The organism is Burkholderia sp. MBR-1 (assembly GCF_013822785.1).
Classification (GTDB): domain Bacteria; phylum Pseudomonadota; class Gammaproteobacteria; order Burkholderiales; family Burkholderiaceae; genus Burkholderia; species Burkholderia vietnamiensis.
Genome location: NZ_CP053610.1, coordinates 678972 through 692666, shown reverse-complemented (window position 1 = coordinate 692666; position 13695 = coordinate 678972). Strand labels below are relative to the sequence as shown.

Below are 13695 nucleotides of genomic sequence, written 5' to 3'. Positions count from 1 at the left end.
CCCACCGGCCACCACTACCCTTTGATTGCAATCGCGCAATCGCGCCGGTGCATGCGCAACCGCCGCGCGCCCGGCACGACCGCGATGACGAAAGATCATGGAGACGACTCATGCTGATCGGCGTGCCGAAGGAAATCAAGAACCATGAATATCGCGTCGGCCTCACTCCGGCCGGCGCACGCGAGCTGGTGCGCCACGGCCATCGCGTGCTCGTGCAGCGCGGCGCGGGCACGGCGATCGGCCTGCTCGACGACGACTACGCAGCCGCCGGCGCCGCGCTCTGCGACGACGCGCGCGACGTCTTCGCGCGCGCCGACCTGATCATCAAGGTGAAGGAGCCGCAACCTGCGGAATGCGCGATGCTGCGCCGCGGGCAGATGCTGTACACGTACCTGCACCTCGCCCCCGATCCCGAACAGGCGGCCGCACTCGTGAAGTCGGGCGCGGTCTGCATCGCGTACGAAACCGTGACCGGCGTCGGCGGCGGACTGCCGCTGCTCGCGCCGATGAGCGAGGTCGCGGGGCGCATGTCGATGCAGGTCGCGGCCGCCTGCCTGGAGAGCCCGCGTGGCGGCCGCGGCGTGCTGATGGCCGGTGTGCCGGGCGTGCCGGCCGCGCACGTGGTCGTGCTCGGCGCGGGCGTTGTGGGCACCGGCGCATTGCAGATGGCGGTCGGCATGGGCGCCCGCGTCACCGTCCTCGACACCAACGTCGCGCGGCTGCGCCAGCTCGATCTCGTGTTCGCGAACCGGATCTCGACCGTCTGCTCGAACACGCACACCGTCGAAGAAGCCGTGCGCGACGCCGACGTGGTGATCGGCGCGGTGCTCGTGCCGGGCGCGTCGGCGCCGCGGCTCGTCACGCGCGACATGATCGCGACGATGCGCACGGGCGCCGTCGTCGTCGACGTCGCGATCGATCAGGGCGGCTGTTTCGAGACGTCACATGCGACGACGCATGCGCAGCCGACCTTCGTGGTCGACGGCGTCGTGCATTACTGCGTCGCGAACATGCCGGGAGCGGTCGCGCGCACGTCGACGTTCGCGTTGAACAACGCGACGCTCGGCCATGCGCTCGCGCTCGCCGACAAGGGCTGGAAACGCGCGATGACCGACGACCCGCATCTGCGCGCGGGCCTGAACGTATGCGACGGACACATCACCTACGAGGCCGTCGCGTTCGCGCTCGGGCTGCCGTACGTCCCTGCTGAAGACATGCTGGGTTGATTGCGGAATCGGGCGACGCAACCGGGTGCCGGCGGTCGCCCTCTTTGCCGCCATCGGCCGCCGACGTCACAGCGATGCGCGCGGTGTCGTCGCGTAACGGCGCTCGTATACGGACTGGCAATGCGTGCAACGCTCGGCCGTCGGCCGCGCGAGCAGACGTTCATAGCCGACCGCGGCGTCGCAATCGACGCATTCGCCGTAGCTGCCGTCGCGCATGCGCTGCTGCGCGCGGTCGATCGCACGCAGCTCGGCCAGCTTCATCCCGATCAGTGCGTGATCCACGTCGACGAACAGATCGGCGTTGGCCTCGTCTCCTTCGTCCGGCGCGGCGCCGGCGAGGTCCGCATAGGAGGTCGACGCGCGCTGATCCTCGCTCGTCCGAATCTCCGCGCGCAACACCTGTTCGCTTTCCGTCAGCCGCTGCTGCAACGTCTGCCGTTGTTGGGGGTCGAGCGCCATCGCCGTGTCTCCTGTTCCGGGTTCCGCGCGACGCTGCACGTCGCGCGGCGGTCGCCGGTCACGGCGGGCCGGATTGCCCCGTATGCCGCGCCCGGAGGTGCGCCCGGGCGCTCGAAGCGCCGGACGTTCGACGCAGCATAAACCCATTGAACGCGGACGTGTTGACCTGCATCTGCAACCGCGCGCGTTGCACGGAAACCGGGGCCGGAGACGACGGGCCGATGCGCGCCATTCGTATGACGCTCCCGCCGTTGAGGTCGATCAATTCCCTGCTGAAACTTGCGACATAGATTGACAGCATGTGCGGTATATCCGCGGCTCTGCGGGAGAACGTCATGCTGTTCGGCGTCGTGGTCTGGGTGGCACTCGCTGTCTTCGTCCCGACCGTGGTCGTGCCGACGGTGCAGCACGCGGTGCAGCCATCGGGCCCGCAAGCCGCGCCCGACGCGCGCCCCGCAGGCGCGCCCGCCGTGCTGCCGGCGAGCGGGCGGTCGAACGAGGACGGCTGACGCGAACGCGTCGGCTCGTTACGCCGACGCTCGGCGGTTCGCAACGCAACACGTCACGTCACGTCGATCATTCGGATGGCTATCGGTCTCGGCGAATTCCCAGCGCACCGTGTGATCCACCCACGAGCGCGCCGCACCGCAGCTGCATCACGTCACCGCATCCGCCCGCAGGATCTCGAGCAAAGCCCGCGCCGAGCGCTGCCAGCTGTATCGCTGCGCGTGTTCGCGACCCAGTACGCGTAGTCGATCCCGCAGTTCGGCATCGTCCATCACGCACGCGATCGCCGCCGCGATATCGGGCGGCGAATACGCGTCGCAGAACAGCGCCGCGCCGCCGCACACCTCCGGCAGCGATCCCTCGTGTGACGCGATGACCGGGCAACCGCATCGCATCGCCTCGAGCGGCGGCAAACCGAAGCCTTCATACAGCGACGGAAACACGAACGCGCCGGCGTTCGCATACAGCGCCTTCAGTTCCCCGTCTGTCACGTAGCCGGCCCATGTGACACAAGGGTCGTCTTCGCGCAGGCCGGCCTCTCGCACGCCGAATATCTTCGCGTTGGCGCCGCCCGCGATCACGAAGCGCAACGTCGGGTGCGACTCGCGCATCAGCGCGATCGCGGCAAGCGCGCGCACGAGATTCTTGCCAGGCGCGAGCGAGCCGACGAACAGCACATAGCGGTCGGGTTCGAGGTTCAATCGCGACAGCACGCCGGGGTCGGCGTCGATCCGGTCGATATGATCGACCGCATTCGGCACGACCGACACGCGCGCCGGCGATATGCGCAACCTTGCGGCCAGCCGCGCGCGCGAGAAATGCGACACCGTCACGAGGTGGCGCGCGCGTCGCTTGATCATCCAGAACGCGAAGCGGTACCACAGCCGGAACGCGAGCGAATAGCCGTCGGGCAGGTCGAAAATCGCCGCGTCGTGAATCATGACCAGCTGATCGCGCTTGAACAGCGGGCCGATGTTGCACAGGCTCAGCAAGGTCCGGCCGCGCGTCGTGCGCGGCAGCGCCCACTGTTCCCACAGCGTGCCGCGCAGGTGCGTCGACGGCTGCGCGCGCGCGCCGGCCGGCAACGCGGCCGGGTCGTGATCGGGCGGCACGATCAGCGACGGCGCATCGTCGGCGATCCGCGCGAGCTCGCAGGTCAGCTCGTACGCGGTGCGCTGCACGCCCGTCATGCGCTGGGCCGTGAATTTTCCGTTGATGACGAGGCCGCGCGCGCGCGCGGCATGCGCTGCCGCACCAATGCCCCGCTCCGTGCGGGCGTCCTGCAGCACGGCCCCGTTGCGCTCCCGAATCGACGTTGACATGATCGTGACTGTTCCGATGGCGGCGGCGCACCAGCGCGCCGCCGGACATCCCGCCGGGCGGGATGCTGCTATACGGCCAGTGTGTGCGCCGCGCGCGCGCCGGTCGGTACGTTCGCTCTCACAACGCCGCGGTTCCGGGCGGATTTTCGAGGCGTCAGAATGCGTTGCGGCCGATGAAGCCGCGCACGATCGTCAGCACGATGATCTTCATGTCGAACGCGAAGCTCCAGTTCTGCATGTAGAAGAGATCGAACTTCACGCGCGCCTCCATCGCCTCGACCTTGCGCGTCTCGCCGCGATAGCCGTTCACCTGCGCCCATCCGGTGATGCCGGGCCGCACGCGATAGCGGTACATGTAGCAGTCGATCAGCTGCCGGTAGAAGTCGTCGTGCTCGACCGCGTGCGGACGCGGCCCGACGACCGACATCTGCCCGCACAGCACGTTGAAGAATTGCGGGAGCTCGTCGAGCGACGTGCGGCGCAGGAATGCGCCGACGCGCGTGATACGCGTGTCGTGGCGCGACGCCTGCCGGATGACGCCCGGCTGTACGCGGTGCACGCGCATGGTCCGAAACTTGAGGATGTCGAATTCGCGGCCGTCGACGCCCTTGCGGCGCTGCCTGAACAACACCGGCCCGGGCGACGACAGCTTGACGGCGAGCGCCAGCACCGACAGCAGCGGCAGCAACGGAATCAGCACGCCGAGCGCGAACAGCCGGTCGAACGCGAACTTGGCCCACAGCTCGGGCGCGGCGCGCGGCGTGGTCGCCAGATTGATCGCCGGCATGCCGAGCACGTCGGTCGCGGAGCGCTCGACCACGGCCATCTGCCGCACGTCGGGCAGCAGCCGCAACTGCACGAATTCGTCGCGCAGCTCGCGCACGATGCGCTGGATCCGCCACTCATGCGACATCGGCAGCGTGAGCCACACCTCGTCGATCCGTGCGCCGCGGATCATGTCGCGCAAGGTATCCCAATCGCCGATCACCGGCACGCCGCCGATGCCTGCCGCATTGGCCGGCGCTTCGTCGTCGAATACGCATGCGGCGACGAACGGCCCGCCCGGCGTCAGCTGCATCCGCTCGACCGCCACGCGCCCGTATGCGGTCGCACCGACGACGGCGACGCGGCGGCGGTGCACGTGCGCGTCGTCGCGCGTCAGCACGAACGCGAGCAGCATCGCGCGGCCGATCAGCACGGCGGCGTCGCCGGCGAGCACCGTGCGCACGATCCAGCGGGTGTTCACCGTTGCGCTGCGATTCATCAGCCACATCGTGCCGGCCACCGTGAGCGCGCTCGCGCACACCAGCGCCAGCGCCGTGCGCGTGAGCACGTGCGGGCCGTCCGGCACGGCCACCCCGTTGCGCACGGTCCGCACGTAACGCGGCAGCAACGCGACCGTCAGCACGCACAACAGCGCGATCGCGCCGTGCTGCGCATCGGACAGGTCGCGCCATCCGAGGCCGGCCGCCTGCTGCGCGGCAAGCGCCCCGGCCAGCACGAGCGCAACGTCGGCCGCCGCGATCGCGGCACGCCGCAACGCATTCGCTCCTCCGGACATCGACTGCATCGTCACGCACCGTGCGCCGGATAACGGCTCTGCAGTTCCGGCATGCGCGCGCGCAGCGGCGCGGGCGTTGCATTCGTGCGCGTGCCGAGCAAGCGCCGATAGTCGGCGCGAATCAGGTCGTAGCATTCGCACGCGTGATGTTCGAGACCATGGCGGTCGAGCACCGTGATACGGCCGCGGCGCTGCCGGATCAGCCCGGCTTCCTGCAGGTCGCCGGCTGCTTCGGTCACGCCTTCGCGCCGCACGCCGAGCATGTTCGCGATCGTCTGCTGCGTGACGGCCAGCTCGTCGCCGTCGATGCGGTCGTGCGCGAGCAGCAGCCAGCGGCTCAATTGCTCGCTGACCGAGTGATGCCGGTTGCACAGCGCGCTGCGCGAGATCTGCGCCATCGTGGCCTGGCTGTAGTTCAGCATCAGGCGATAGGTCGCCGCGGAGCGCTCGAATTCCGCGCGCATCACGCAGGTCGGCACGCGATACGCCATGCCGGCGGCGCGCACTTCGACGCGGCTCGACACGGCCACGCCGCCGACGAGCGTCGCGAGACCGACCGCGCCTTCGCGGCCGACCACCGCCACCTCCACCATCGCACCGTCCTCCATCAGGTGCTGAACCGACATCATCGCCGTCGTCGGAAAGTGCAGATGACGCATCGGTTCGCCGACGCGATCGAGCATCCCGGCCTTGATCCTGACCAGTTCGAGGTGCGGTGCGATCGCATGAAGGGTGTCCTCCGGCAGCGCATCCAGAATGGCATTGGCGGAGTAACTCGAGTGAAGATGAAGCATGGCTGTATTCCTTTTATTGTCCGCGCCGCGCGCAGCCGCGGCAGCGAAGCTCGTTATCGCGATGCGCATCGACGGCGACGCAGGTTGAGGCCCACAACCCTCGCTCCGATCGACCCTCGGCTTTCCACCGCCTCCGGAAATCGGCAATCCCGTTTCGACACGCCCGCTCGAATAAGCGATTTACGTGCCAATACCCGTCCATCCTTAATATATGAATGACGACCGCATTAGAACGACGGATTAATCGCGCTGAAACTTCAAAAAATGTCTCATTTCCGGACACCCCCACGCGTCGCGGACGCGGCAGGTGATTCGACTGATCAATAAGCGCCGCGCGCGGCCGGGTGGCCGACGCGCTTCCGCGACGGCTTGCCGGTCAAATACTTACGACGCGTTTTCATTTGATTCCATGATGTCCGGGCGACCCGCAGGCGGCCATCACGCGACTCGAAAGGTCGTTTGAAACTGTCTCAAAATTGATTCGATCGCTTGATTTACGGGCTTGTAACCTAGCGCACATACATATCGCAAGACATTGATTCTATTGTTGAACTTCAAGTCAATATCTCAATTGTCAAACAATGTTCAACGCCTTTTATATTTTTTCCTGTAGCATGCGAAGCGACGCTCAATTGATTCACGATCGGTACTTCATTCCGGAGCGAGCATCCCAATTCGTGCGCGACGGGCAAATTATGGATAACCAAATCTTGGGCTCCATATGACAGTTCCTTACCGACGTCCGAAGCGTCAAACTTTGTGAAGTGACGTAATACGCAATTGAGGGAATTCAATTGCGTGCTAGCTTTTTTAGCCATAGACATTCCAATTCCGACGAACAGAAATCGAACGTTCGTGCCGAATCCGCGCGGATACACGGCACGAAGTCGATTGCCCACCCTATGAGGATGCGCCGTGACTCTTCAGGCCAATGACGCCGTCGCCGCCCCGAGCGGCATGATCGAGCTCTCCCACAGCTTCGACGCGAACCGGTTCATCGCGGCGCTCGACCGCGACGAACGCGCGGCGCTGGTCGCTCACCTGCAGCTGGTTCACCTGAGATCCGGTCAGGTGCTGTGCGAACCCGGCGAAATGCTGAGCGCCGTCTATCTACCCGTCACGACGGCCGTTTCGTTGCAGTACGTATCGTCGGGCGGCATGACGCTGGAAGTGGCCGAGATCGGCAGCGAGAGCATCGTGTGCGACGACGTGATCGGCGGCAGCGGCAGCATGCCGTGCCGCGCGGTCGCATGCCGCGACGGCTTCGTCTATCGGCTCGACCGGCGCGTGTTCGCGCGCGCGTTCGACGCGTCCCCGGTGATTCGCCATCTGGTGTTCGTGTGCGTGCGGCTGCTGATGGCGCAGGTGTCGCAGATCACGTTCTGCAGCCGCCACCATGTGCTCAAGCACCAGTTGTGCAGATGGTTCCTGCTCGCGTACGACCGCTCGCGCAGCATCGAGATCCAGGTGACCCACAGCATGCTCGCGCAGATGCTCGGCGTGCGGCGCGAGACGGTCACCGACGCGGCGGGCGAAGTCCAGAAGCTCGGCCTGATCCGCCAGTATCGAAGCTCGATCGTGCTCGCGAATCTCGGCGGCCTCGAGAAGATGTCGTGCGGCTGCCGCGCGATCGTGCGCGACGAGATCAACCGGATCCTGTCGGCCGACTCGGGCGTGACGACCGCCGCGCGCGCTTGACCGATTCGGCATTTCGGCGCGCCCGGTCGATCGCGTTCAGCCGACTGTAGGGTGGCGAACAGAACGTCGTGCATGCGGATGGTCTACTGATGCCGGACTGCCGGGGGGATGTCAGCGCGCTGCGCGCGTTCGCCCGAGCGGACGACACCACGCACGCCGGAGCAGCACGTGAAAAACGAAATCAGAACCATCCTGAAGCACGTCGCCAATCTCGAAGCCGCGATCGATTCGATCGGCGACGGGGACGACCTTTACGACGCGGGCCTCTCGTCGCTCGACACGATCCAGCTGATGCTCGCGATCGAGAAGCACTTCAACGTCGAGATCCCCGACGAGATGCTGAACCGCAACCTGTTCCGCAGCGTCGACGCGCTCGCGGACGCGGTCGCCAGCCTCCAACGCTCCGAGCATTCCGCATGAGCGCGCTCCTTCCCGAACTCGCGCCCCCCGACGAAGCGTATCGGCTCGACGAGGCCGCCCTCGCCGTCGCGCTGGTCGCCGCGCAACACGCGGATGCGGTCGATCGCGACGCCCGTTGTCCCGTCGAGGCCATCGAGGCGATGCGCGCCCGCCGCCTGCTCGGCGCGATGGTGCCGACCCATCTGGGCGGCGCCGGCGCATCGCTCGCCGACGTCGCATCGGCCTGCTCGATTCTCGGCCGCGCCTGTGCGTCGTCGGCGATGGTGTTCGCGATGCACCAGATCCAGGTTGCCTGCATCGTCGATCACGCGGCCGACCAGGGATGGCATCGGCTGTTCCTGCAGCAGCTCGTGCGCCATCAATGGCTGCTTGCATCGGCGACGTCCGAAGACGGCGTCGGCGGCAACCTGCGCACGAGCCAGTGCGCGCTCGAGACGAACGGCGGCGAGTTCAGGCTGCGCAAAGCGGCGCCGGCGATCTCGTACGGCGACTACGCGGACGGCATCCTCGCGACCGCACGCCGCGACGCCGACGCACCGGCGTCCGAACAGGTGCTCGTGACGCTGCTGCGCGACGGCTATACGCTCACGCGCCGCAACGAATGGGACACGCTCGGCTTGCGCGGCACCTGCAGCAACGGCTTCGTGCTGGAGGCGCAAGGCGCGACGGTCCAGTGCGCGCCGGTGCCGTTCGCGCAGATCGCCGAACAGACGATGGTGCCGGTGTCGCACATCCTGTGGGCCGCCGTGTGGATCGGCGTGGCCGGCGACGCGTTCCAGCGCGCGCATCAGTTCTTCCGCGCGCAGGCGCGTCAGTCCGACGGCGCGCCGTCGCCCGCGGCACGACGGATCGCCGAATCGCTGGACCTGATGCAGGCGATGCAGGCGCGCGTCGACAGCGTGCTGCGCCTCTACGGCTGCGCGTCGGCGCGTTCGTGGTCGGCCGGCATGGCGTGGGCCGCCGAGGTCAACACGCTGAAGACTTACGTATCGACGGCCGCGCTCGAAGTCGTGCAGCAGGCCATGATGATCTGCGGGATGGCCGGCTACAAGAACGGCACACCGTACAGCGTCGGCCGCCATCTGCGCGACCTGCAGGCCGCGCCGCTGATGATCAGCAACGACCGCATCGCCGCCAACACTTCGAACCTGCTGCTCGCCTTGCGTCCGTCGACGCTGGAGAAACTCTCGTGAACGATCGCCTCTCCGTGACTTCGGCCGGCTCCGCCGCCACGCCCGCCGACGCGCCGCTCGACCGCGCCGGCGTGAACCCGCTGCGCGACGAACTGGTGGACGCCGGCCTGCTGGTGTCGACCGGCATCCAGGGCCTGTTCGGCCGCAGCGAGCGGTTCGAGCGCGTCGTCGAAGCGCTCGACGCATTCGTCACGCGCCTCGGCGCCGACCAGCATGCGGAGGTCCTGCGCTTCCCGCCAGCGATGAGCCGCACCGAGTTCGAGCGCAGCGAATACATGAAGAGCTTCCCGCAACTCGCGGGCAGCGTTCACGCGTTCTGCGGCGACGAACAGCGGCACCAGCGCGTGCTGCAATGCCTCGATCGCGGCGAAGACTGGACCGAAAGCCAGAAGCCGACCTACGTCGTGATGACGCCGGCCGCCTGCTATCCCGTCTATCCGGTCGTCGCGCGCGCCGGGGCGCTGCCCGACGACGGACGCATCGTCGACGTGTTCTCGTACTGCTTCCGCCACGAACCGTCGCTCGACCCGACCCGCATGCAGTTGTTCCGGATGCGCGAGTACGTGCGAATCGGCACGCCCGAGCAGATCGTCGCGTTCCGCCGCACCTGGATGGAGCGCGGTACGCGGATGATCGACGCGCTGCGCCTGCCGAACGAAATCGATCTCGCGAACGACCCGTTCTTCGGACGCGGCGGCAAGATCGTCGCCGACAGCCAGCGCGAGCAGAACCTCAAGTTCGAGCTGCTGATCCCGATCGAGCACGACGGCCGTCAGACCGCCTGCCTGAGCTTCAATTACCACATGGACCACTTCGGGCTGCTGTGGGACATCCGCACCGCGAGCGGCGACGTCGCGCACACGGGCTGCGTCGGCTTCGGCCTCGAGCGCCTCACGCTCGCGCTGTTCCGCCATCACGGCTTCGACCTCGACGCGTGGCCGGCCGACGTGCGCGACGCGCTGTGGGGCACGCGATGAGCTTCGTGTCACGCGACGGCGAGGACGCGTCGTTCGACGACGTGCGTCATCGCGCGCGCCACTACCGGCCGCACCCGCTGCACAGTCAGGAGATGGTCTGGAAGCAGACCAACTGCTACGTCGACATGTGGCTCGAGGTGCTGCGCTGGTGGGGGCTCAATCCGTACGCGGCGCTGCCGTTTACGATCGCGATGGACTTCGAGGGCGACCAGTTCACGTTCTTCAAGTTTCCGCACGACGAGCTGGAACGACTGTACGGCATCGTCGTGCAGGAACACTCGATCTACGAGCCGCTCGCCCAGCACATCGAGACGCAGGTCGCGCGCGGCCATCTGATGATCGTCGAGGTCGACGCGTGGTTCCTGCCCGATACGCGCGGCAGCGCCTATCGCACGCAGCATACGAAGACGACGATCGGCATCGACGCGATCGACCGCGTGCGCCGCCAGCTCGGCTACTTCCACAACAGCGGCTATTACGTGGCCGAGGAGATCGACTACGACGGGCTCGTCGGCGGCAGCTCGCCGATGCCGTTGCCGCCGTACGTCGAGTGCGCGAAGCGGCGTTTCGCGCCGCTCGACGAGCGCGTGCTGTGCGACGTGTCGCTCGCCGCCTTGCAGCGGCATCTGCGGCGCCTGCCGCTGGTCAATCCGGTGGCGGCGTTCCGCCGCCAGTTGCAGGCCGATGCGAAGTCGCTCGCCGCGTCGCCGCTCGAGCGCTTCCACGGGTACTCGTTCAATTCGGTGCGGCAGCTCGGCGCGAACTTCGAGCTGTTCGGTCATTACGCGCGCTGGCTGCAGGCGAGCGGCTGCATCGGCCCGTTCGCCGACATACGCGCGGCGTGCGAGCGCATCGCGGCGGAGTCGATGGTGCTCGAATTCCGGCTTGCGCGTGCCTGCGCGCGCGGCAAGGAGGAGCGCGGCGATGCGCCGCTCGACGCGATCGAAGCGGCCTATACCGACCTGATCGCATGCGCGCAGCAGATCAGCCCGCCGCTGCGGCACCCGGCGCCCGTTCGCTGCGAAGCGGCCGCCGTGCCGGCGACGCGGTGACGCGCGCGTCGGCAATGCCGGCGTGGTCGATGCTCGCGACGCCGGCAGGCGCGGCGCCCGCGCCGTCCGATCTTCCGGCCGGCGCCGGGTGGATCGCGGCGCCGGTGCCGGGCACCGTCGCGCAGGCGCTCGCCGTCGCGGGCCGTCTCGACGAGGCCGCGTCGCTCGACGAGCGCGACCACTGGTATCGCGTCGAGCTGCGCGGGCACGGCGCGCGCCTGCTGCGCTTTCACGGTCTCGCGACGCTCGCGCAAGCGTGGCTCGACGACACGCCGATCCTGCACTCGGACAGCATGTTCGTCACGCACGACGTGCGCGTGACGCTCGCCGGCCAGCACACGTTGTTCGTCTGTTTTCGCGCGCTCGCGCCGCACCTGCGCACCGCACGCGCGGCGCGGCGCGCACGCTGGCGCACGCGGCTCGCGGAGCCGGCGACGCTGCGCACGGTACGCACGTCGCTGCTCGGACACATGCCCGGCTGGTTTCCGCATCACGTGCCGACCGGTCCGTGGCGGCCCGTCGACGTGCTCGACCCGGCCGAGGGCACCGTGCCCGCGCATTGCGACCTGCATGCGCGCGTCGACGGCGACACCGGCTGGCTCGACGCCGAGCTCACGTTCGCCGCACCGCTGCCCGACGCGTTCGCGGCCAGGCTGTCCTGCGGCGAGCACCACGCGACGCTCGAACGCGCCGGCGCCGACCGGCTGCTTGCGACCGTCGCCGTGCCGAACGTGCGGCTCTGGTGGCCGCACACGCACGGCGAACCGGTGCTGTACGACATCGCGCTGCATGTCGGCGCCGAGCGCATCGTGCTCGGTGCAACCGGGTTTCGCACGATCGAGCAGCACGCGGGCGACGACGGCAACGGCTTCGGGCTGCGCGTGAACGGCACGCCCGTGTTCGCGCGCGGCGCATGCTGGAGCAGCGCGGCGCCGCTCGCGCTGCATGCGGACGATGCGACCTACGCGCGCCTGCTCGGCCTCGCGCGCGACGCGGGCTTCAACATGATTCGGGTCGGCGGCACGATGACCTACGAAGCCGACGCCTTCCACGCCTGGTGCGACCGGCTCGGGCTGATGGTCTGGCAGGACTTCATGTTCGCGAACTTCGACTACGCGCTCGACGATCGCGCGTTCGCCGACGCCGTCGACGCGGAAGCCGACCAGTTCCTCGCGCGGCGCCGCGCATCGCCGTCGCTTGCGGTGCTGTGCGGCGGCAGCGAGATCGCGCAACAGGCGGCGATGTCGGGGCTCGGCCCGAAACAACGCGCCGTCGAATTGACGGCCGAGCGTCTCGCCGCCCGCGCCGCGGCATGGCGGCCCGACGTACCGTACGTCTCCGATTCGCCCGACGGCGGCGTGCTGCCGTTCGTGCCGCGCGAGCGCGTGTCGCACTACTACGGCGTCGGCGCATACCTGCGGCCGCTCGACGATGCGCGGCGCGCCGACGTGCGGTTCGCGAGCGAATGCCTCGCCTTCGCGAACGTGCCGTGCGATGCGACGCTGGAGCGCATCGGCCGGCCGCATCCGCACGAACCGCGATGGAAGGCGGCCGTCCCGCGCGATCCCGGCGCGTCGTGGGACTTCGACGACGTCCGCGACCACTATCTGCGCACGCTGTACGACGTGGCGCCCGAGCGCCTGCGGCGCGAAGACCCGGCGCGCTACTTCGAACTGTCGCGCGCGGTGATCGCCGACGTGATGCGCGAGACGTTCTCCGAGTGGCGCCGCACCGGCTCGCGCTGCGCGGGCGCGCTCGTGTGGCAGTTCCAGGACGTGATGCCGGGCGCCGGATGGGGCTTGCTCGATGCCGCGCATCTGCCGAAATCGGGATGGTATGCACTGCGCCAGGTGCTGCAGCCGGTGCAGATCGTCGTGGTCGACGAAGGACTGAACGGCCTCGACGTGCACGTGATCAACGAACGCCCGGCGCCGCTGACGGCGAGCGTCGAGCTGGTGGCGTTGCGCGACGGCCGCACGCCGGTCGCGCGCTGCGGCGGGCAGGTTCGACTCGCCGCGCACGATGCGGTGCGGCTCGGCTCGGCCGAATTGCTCGGGCGCTTCTTCGACTGGACCTACGCGTATCGCTTCGGACCGTGCGAGCACGACACCGTCGTCGCGTCGCTGCGCGGCGACGACGGCGCGCTGCTGTCGCAGGCGTTCCACTTTCCGTCGCGCACGCATCCGGCCGTGTTCGCGCGACGCGATCCGGGCATCGAAGCGCGCGTGTCGCGCGCCGGCGACGCGTGGCACGTCGACATCGACACGCGCCACGTCGCGCGTCACGTGCAGATCGATGCACCGGGCTTCATGCCGCTCGACGACTGGTTCCATCTCGCGCCCGGCGCGACCGCGCGCGTCGCGCTGATCCCGCAACCTATCGGCACGCCGCGCATCGACGACGCGCCGCCGAGCGTCGACATTCGCGCGGTCAACGCCGCGCGAACGGTACGCGCAGCGTTGGCCGTCTGACGCCGAGAGAAATGA

12 protein-coding genes are annotated in these 13695 nt (G+C 68.3%); 8 read left to right on the top strand and 4 right to left on the bottom strand.

The features are described 5' to 3' along the window. Positions 1-110 precede the first annotated feature (110 nt). The gene (gene ald / locus MBR110_RS17885; RefSeq protein ID WP_011882076.1) at positions 111-1226 is read left to right on the top strand and encodes an alanine dehydrogenase; all 1116 of its coding nucleotides are present in this window, start codon (positions 111-113) and stop codon (positions 1224-1226) included. 66 nt (positions 1227-1292) lie between these two features. Here the strand turns inward: ald and MBR110_RS17880 are convergent, their stop codons facing one another. Next, a complete protein-coding gene (locus tag MBR110_RS17880; RefSeq protein ID WP_046428490.1) occupies positions 1293-1685 on the bottom strand; it encodes a TraR/DksA family transcriptional regulator in 393 nt (130 codons plus the stop codon). Positions 1686-2020: 335 nt separating this feature from the next. Between MBR110_RS17880 and MBR110_RS17875 the strand changes: the two genes are divergently transcribed. Next, positions 2021-2194 carry a hypothetical protein gene (locus tag MBR110_RS17875; protein ID WP_014724999.1) on the top strand — a complete coding sequence of 58 codons (174 nt, stop codon included), beginning with the start codon at positions 2021-2023 and terminating at the stop codon, positions 2192-2194. A 147-nt stretch (positions 2195-2341) separates the two neighbouring features. Here MBR110_RS17875 and MBR110_RS17870 read toward each other — a convergent pair whose 3' ends face one another. The 3 genes from MBR110_RS17870 to MBR110_RS17860 all read right to left on the bottom strand — a co-directional run bounded on the left by MBR110_RS17870 (position 2342) and on the right by MBR110_RS17860 (position 5869). Then, complete coding sequence (locus tag MBR110_RS17870) at positions 2342-3514, bottom strand: glycosyltransferase family 4 protein (protein ID WP_052691546.1); 1173 nt, start codon at positions 3512-3514, stop codon at positions 2342-2344. Between the two features lie 154 nt (positions 3515-3668). Next, positions 3669-5075: an undecaprenyl-phosphate glucose phosphotransferase gene (locus tag MBR110_RS17865; RefSeq protein WP_181709454.1), complete on the bottom strand. Its 1407-nt coding sequence runs from the start codon at positions 5073-5075 to the stop codon at positions 3669-3671. Between the two features lie 11 nt (positions 5076-5086). Further along, positions 5087-5869, bottom strand: a complete 783-nt coding sequence (locus tag MBR110_RS17860) for a Crp/Fnr family transcriptional regulator (protein ID WP_011882072.1) — start codon at positions 5867-5869, stop codon at positions 5087-5089. A 957-nt stretch (positions 5870-6826) separates the two neighbouring features. Between MBR110_RS17860 and MBR110_RS17855 the strand changes: the two genes are divergently transcribed. From MBR110_RS17855 to MBR110_RS17830, 6 genes are all read left to right on the top strand, one after another. Continuing rightward, positions 6827-7567 (top strand): Crp/Fnr family transcriptional regulator, encoded by a 741-nt coding sequence (locus tag MBR110_RS17855; protein WP_011882070.1) that lies wholly within the window; start codon positions 6827-6829, stop codon positions 7565-7567. 168 nt (positions 7568-7735) lie between these two features. Next, on the top strand, positions 7736-7987 hold the full coding sequence (locus tag MBR110_RS17850) for an acyl carrier protein (protein WP_011882069.1): 252 nt from the start codon (positions 7736-7738) through the stop codon (positions 7985-7987). After that, positions 7984-9180: an acyl-CoA dehydrogenase family protein gene (locus MBR110_RS17845; RefSeq protein WP_011882068.1), complete on the top strand. Its 1197-nt coding sequence runs from the start codon at positions 7984-7986 to the stop codon at positions 9178-9180. The genes MBR110_RS17850 and MBR110_RS17845 overlap by 4 nt, the downstream gene beginning before the upstream one ends. Further along, positions 9177-10157 carry an amino acid--[acyl-carrier-protein] ligase gene (locus tag MBR110_RS17840; RefSeq protein ID WP_041494149.1) on the top strand — a complete coding sequence of 327 codons (981 nt, stop codon included), beginning with the start codon at positions 9177-9179 and terminating at the stop codon, positions 10155-10157. Before MBR110_RS17845 ends, MBR110_RS17840 begins: the two co-directional genes overlap by 4 nt. After that, positions 10154-11209, top strand: coding sequence for a DUF1839 family protein (locus tag MBR110_RS17835; protein WP_181709453.1), 1056 nt, complete (start codon positions 10154-10156; stop codon positions 11207-11209). Before MBR110_RS17840 ends, MBR110_RS17835 begins: the two co-directional genes overlap by 4 nt. A 29-nt stretch (positions 11210-11238) precedes the next feature. Beyond that, the gene (locus MBR110_RS17830; RefSeq protein ID WP_226111571.1) at positions 11239-13680 is read left to right on the top strand and encodes a glycosyl hydrolase 2 galactose-binding domain-containing protein; all 2442 of its coding nucleotides are present in this window, start codon (positions 11239-11241) and stop codon (positions 13678-13680) included. Positions 13681-13695 lie beyond the last annotated feature (15 nt).

Bases quoted from the DNA above. Each gene is read 5' to 3' on its own strand.
- MBR110_RS17880 (WP_046428490.1), bottom strand. From the start codon at position 1,685: ATGGCGCTCGACCCCCAACAACGGCAGACGTTGCAGCAGCGGCTGACG.
- MBR110_RS17860 (WP_011882072.1), bottom strand. From the start codon at position 5,869: ATGCTTCATCTTCACTCGAGTTACTCCGCCAATGCCATTCTGGATGCG.
- MBR110_RS17855 (WP_011882070.1), top strand. From the start codon at position 6,827: ATGATCGAGCTCTCCCACAGCTTCGACGCGAACCGGTTCATCGCGGCG.
- MBR110_RS17875 (WP_014724999.1), top strand. From the start codon at position 2,021: ATGCTGTTCGGCGTCGTGGTCTGGGTGGCACTCGCTGTCTTCGTCCCG.
- MBR110_RS17830 (WP_226111571.1), top strand. From the start codon at position 11,239: ATGCTCGCGACGCCGGCAGGCGCGGCGCCCGCGCCGTCCGATCTTCCG.
- MBR110_RS17845 (WP_011882068.1), top strand. From the start codon at position 7,984: ATGAGCGCGCTCCTTCCCGAACTCGCGCCCCCCGACGAAGCGTATCGG.
- MBR110_RS17865 (WP_181709454.1), bottom strand. From the start codon at position 5,075: ATGTCCGGAGGAGCGAATGCGTTGCGGCGTGCCGCGATCGCGGCGGCC.
- MBR110_RS17835 (WP_181709453.1), top strand. From the start codon at position 10,154: ATGAGCTTCGTGTCACGCGACGGCGAGGACGCGTCGTTCGACGACGTG.
- MBR110_RS17870 (WP_052691546.1), bottom strand. From the start codon at position 3,514: ATGTCAACGTCGATTCGGGAGCGCAACGGGGCCGTGCTGCAGGACGCC.
- ald (WP_011882076.1), top strand. From the start codon at position 111: ATGCTGATCGGCGTGCCGAAGGAAATCAAGAACCATGAATATCGCGTC.